Annotated in this window: 3 protein-coding genes; 2 read left to right on the top strand and 1 reads right to left on the bottom strand. The window is 44.3% G+C overall.

Annotated elements, in window-relative coordinates; all coding sequences use genetic code 11:
• Positions 1 to 109: 109 nt before the first annotated feature.
• On the top strand, positions 110 to 2,119 hold the full coding sequence (rnb, locus tag B9J84_RS14155; protein WP_094124404.1) for an exoribonuclease II: 2,010 nt from the start codon (positions 110 to 112) through the stop codon (positions 2,117 to 2,119).
• Positions 2,120 to 2,180: 61 nt separating this feature from the next.
• On the opposite strand, the gene B9J84_RS14150 is transcribed toward rnb, so the two are convergent.
• Positions 2,181 to 2,531, bottom strand: coding sequence for a DUF3024 domain-containing protein (locus B9J84_RS14150; RefSeq protein ID WP_026027345.1), 351 nt, complete (start codon positions 2,529 to 2,531; stop codon positions 2,181 to 2,183).
• Positions 2,532 to 2,705: 174 nt separating this feature from the next.
• On the opposite strand from B9J84_RS14150, the gene B9J84_RS14145 reads away from it, so the two are divergent.
• On the top strand, positions 2,706 to 3,421 hold a 716-nt coding region (locus tag B9J84_RS14145), incomplete at its 3' end, for a substrate-binding domain-containing protein (protein ID WP_179217573.1).

The following is a 3,421-nucleotide window of genomic DNA, read 5'->3' as shown; positions in this document are numbered from 1 at the left end:
GCATTTACAGCGCACTGTTAAAGCAGACCAGCAAAAATAACGCTTTCGGTAGTAATCATCCCGCTCAATGATTATAGTGTGCCCAATCTCATTTGTTAGAAAAAGAAACATGTTTCAAGATAATCCGCTCCTTGCTCAACTCAAGCAACAAATCCAAGAGAACTTGCCTAAGAAAGAAGGCACGATAAAAGCCACTGAAAAAGGCTTCGGCTTTTTAGAAGTTGACAGTAAGAACAGCTTCTTTATTCCGCCTCCGTATATGAAGAAATGCCTACACGGAGATAAAGTGGTGGCCATCATTCGCACCGAGAATGAGAAAGAAGTGGCTGAGCCTCAAGAGCTGCTTGAGCCTTCACTAACTCGCTTCATTGGCCGTGTAAAGCTGTACAAAGGTAAGCTGAATGTCACGCCCGATAACCCGCAACTAAAAAGGCAATCGCTGAAAGCCAAGGTGCAAAAAGGATTAAACCCTGAACATTTCTCTGAAGGTGATTGGATTGTTGCACAGCTTATTAACCATCCACTGAAAGACGATAACGGTTTTATGGTTGAAATCACCCATAAAATTACGGATGCCAACGATAAGATTGCGCCTTGGTGGGTGACTTTAGCTGAAAATGACCTGCCTAACAGTGAGCCGGCTGGTATTGAACATTGGCAGCTAAAAGATGATGCCGACCTACAACGCATCGATATGACCCACCTTCCTTTCGTCACCATCGATGGGGCATCAACTAAAGATATGGATGATGCACTGTTCGCCCAAAGAACCGAGAACGGTGACTTCACATTAACCATTGCCATTGCAGACCCAACCGCATACATCACGCCAGATGACGAGATGGACAGTGTCGCACGTGAGCGGGGTTTCACTATTTATCTCCCTGGCCGCAATATCCCAATGTTGCCACGTGATTTAGCCGATGATTTGTGTTCGTTGATGGAAAATGAAGTTCGCCCTGCCCTTTGCTGTACCGTAACAGTGACTAAAGAAGGTGTGATTGGCGATGACATTACCTTTTTTGCGGCCAACATTAAATCGCACGCTCGATTGGTTTATGATCATGTATCAGATTGGTTAGAAACGGGCACTTCTGCCGATTGGCAACCAAGTGACCAAATCGCTTCCGTTGTGCGTGATTTGTATGATTTTTCATTAGCGCGCGCACAATGGCGCGAAACATACGCGGTCGTGTTTCCTGATCACCCTGATTATCGATTTGAACTGAGTGAAGACAACGACGTAGTGGCAATTCATGCGGATCTTCGCCGTAGTGCTAACCGTCTTGTTGAGGAAGCGATGATAACCGCGAATATCTGTGCGGGAAAAACGCTCAAAGCGCATTTTGGCCAAGGCGTGTTCAATACGCACGCGGGGTTCAAACCCGAAAAAATTGCCGATGTTGTCGAATTAGTCAACCCAACGGGTGAGCTTGAATACACTGCCGATAACTTAGCGACTCTAGAGGGCTTTGCCTCTTTACGTCGCTGGTTATGTAAGCAAGAGACCCGCTATCTGGATAATCGTATCCGCAAGTATCAAGCTTACAGTGAAATAGGAAACCAACCTCTTCCGCATTACGCAATGGGTTTGGATATCTATGCCACTTGGACTTCTCCTATCCGTAAATATGGCGATATGATCAACCATCGTATGTTGAAAGCACATATTTTAAACAAAGAGCCCGTACAAACACCGGATGGAACCGTTGGTGAAGAGTTGGCACTACACCGCAAACACCACAAAATGGCCGAACGTAACGTAGGCGACTGGCTCTATGCTAGAACGCTAGTAAACGAACCGAGCAAAGGCACCCGTTTTACGGCTGAAATTTTTGATATCAATCGCGCTGGCATGCGCGTACGTCTTTTGGAAAATGGCGCTGCCGCATTCATCCCTGGTTCTTTAATCTTAGACAACAAAGAACGTATTGAATGTAATGCGGAAAGTGGAACGCTGCTTGTCGATAAAGAAGTCGTCTTTAAGCTCGGTGATACGCTCGAAGTCGTGCTCGCAGAAGTGAATATGGAAAACCGCAGTCTGATTGCAAAACCGACTCAGGTTTTCGAACCGTTACCTATACCTTCAGAAGCTAATACCACTACCCAAGGGGAGTGATTTTAGCAGCATAGACATTTCTATCAGGCATTCTTCGGAGTGCCTTTTTATTGCTTATTGATCACCAAAAGTAAGATTTAGGATCTTTTTCAATTTCGCGGATCAACGCCGTCAAATCCGTTGTTTTAGGGAGAAAAGGATACGGCAACCAATCTTCAATTTCTTTATCGGGATCCGTATTGGGAATATACAGCGCCCATTTAGCTTCTTCCCAAATCACTTTCGCCACGATACTTGAATAGTCGCAATGCGTTGAATCTAATTTGTAATGGTGTTTGATGAAGTGCACACCGTTAACAATAGGCTCAAAACAGGATTTGCCTAATTCAACAGACACACTTTGGTTACGATTATGGCAAACAAGCTCTGCTCTTCGTTCTAGTTGACGTTGCAACAAATTCACTACCGCCATTTTACCCTCGCTCAAACACGGCTTCCTGACATCTCGACTATAGCTGACTTCGCTTATCTCTGATATGAAAAACCGTAAGGCTACAAACCACTTACCTTTGTGGTTCACAAAAGTGTCATCTATACGACATATTATGGTGGCTCAATTTTTCTAAATAACCATATTGGAGCCACTATGTTTCGAGTCGCGCTTGCTACACTGCTTTCAACTTTGCTACATACCCAGTTTGCCTTCGCAAGTGAAGTTAATATTTCTGGCTCGACCTCGGTCGCTAGGATCATGGAAGTATTCGCCGAGGACTACAATACCGCACACCCTGAAACTTATATCGCGGTTCAAGCCGTAGGTTCGAGTGCTGGCATCACATTACTGAAAAAAGGTGTCGCAGATATCGCCATGAGCTCGCGCTACCTCACAGAAAGTGAGCAAGATGAGACGATGAGCACCCTACCGATTGCCTATGATGGGCTGGCTGTTGTAATCAATCGCTTAAACAGTATTGAAAATCTGACTCGTGAGCAGTTATTTGATATTTATAAAGGGAAAATAACCAACTGGAAACAAGTCGGTGGTGCTGATCAAAAAATCGCAGTTGTGACCAGAGAAGCATCATCAGGTTCCCGCTATAGCTTTGAAAGCTTATTAGGCCTGACTCGTGTGATTAATGATCGCTTAGTGTCAGACATCAGTTCCAATAACTTAGTGGTCAATAGCAATAGTATGGTTAAAACACTGATTAACCATAACCCTCAAGCGATCGGTTTCATCTCTACGGGATCGGTAGATAAATCGATTAAAGCGATAAAATTTGAGGGAGTAGAAGCCACTGCAAAAAATATTGTCACTCATGAATATAAACTTTCCATGCCATTTTTAGTGGTCTATTACCC

Origin of the sequence: Vibrio sp. V03_P4A6T147 (genome assembly GCF_002241085.1) — a bacterium.
Taxonomy (GTDB): domain Bacteria; phylum Pseudomonadota; class Gammaproteobacteria; order Enterobacterales; family Vibrionaceae; genus Vibrio; species Vibrio anguillarum.
Note: the sequence above shows the minus strand (reverse complement) of the source record. Positions and strands in the feature narration are given on the sequence as shown.

Excerpts from the sequence above, each read along its gene's own strand:
- B9J84_RS14150 (WP_026027345.1), bottom strand. The coding sequence starts at position 2,531 with ATGGCGGTAGTGAATTTGTTGCAACGTCAACTAGAACGAAGAGCAGAG.
- rnb (WP_094124404.1), top strand. The coding sequence starts at position 110 with ATGTTTCAAGATAATCCGCTCCTTGCTCAACTCAAGCAACAAATCCAA.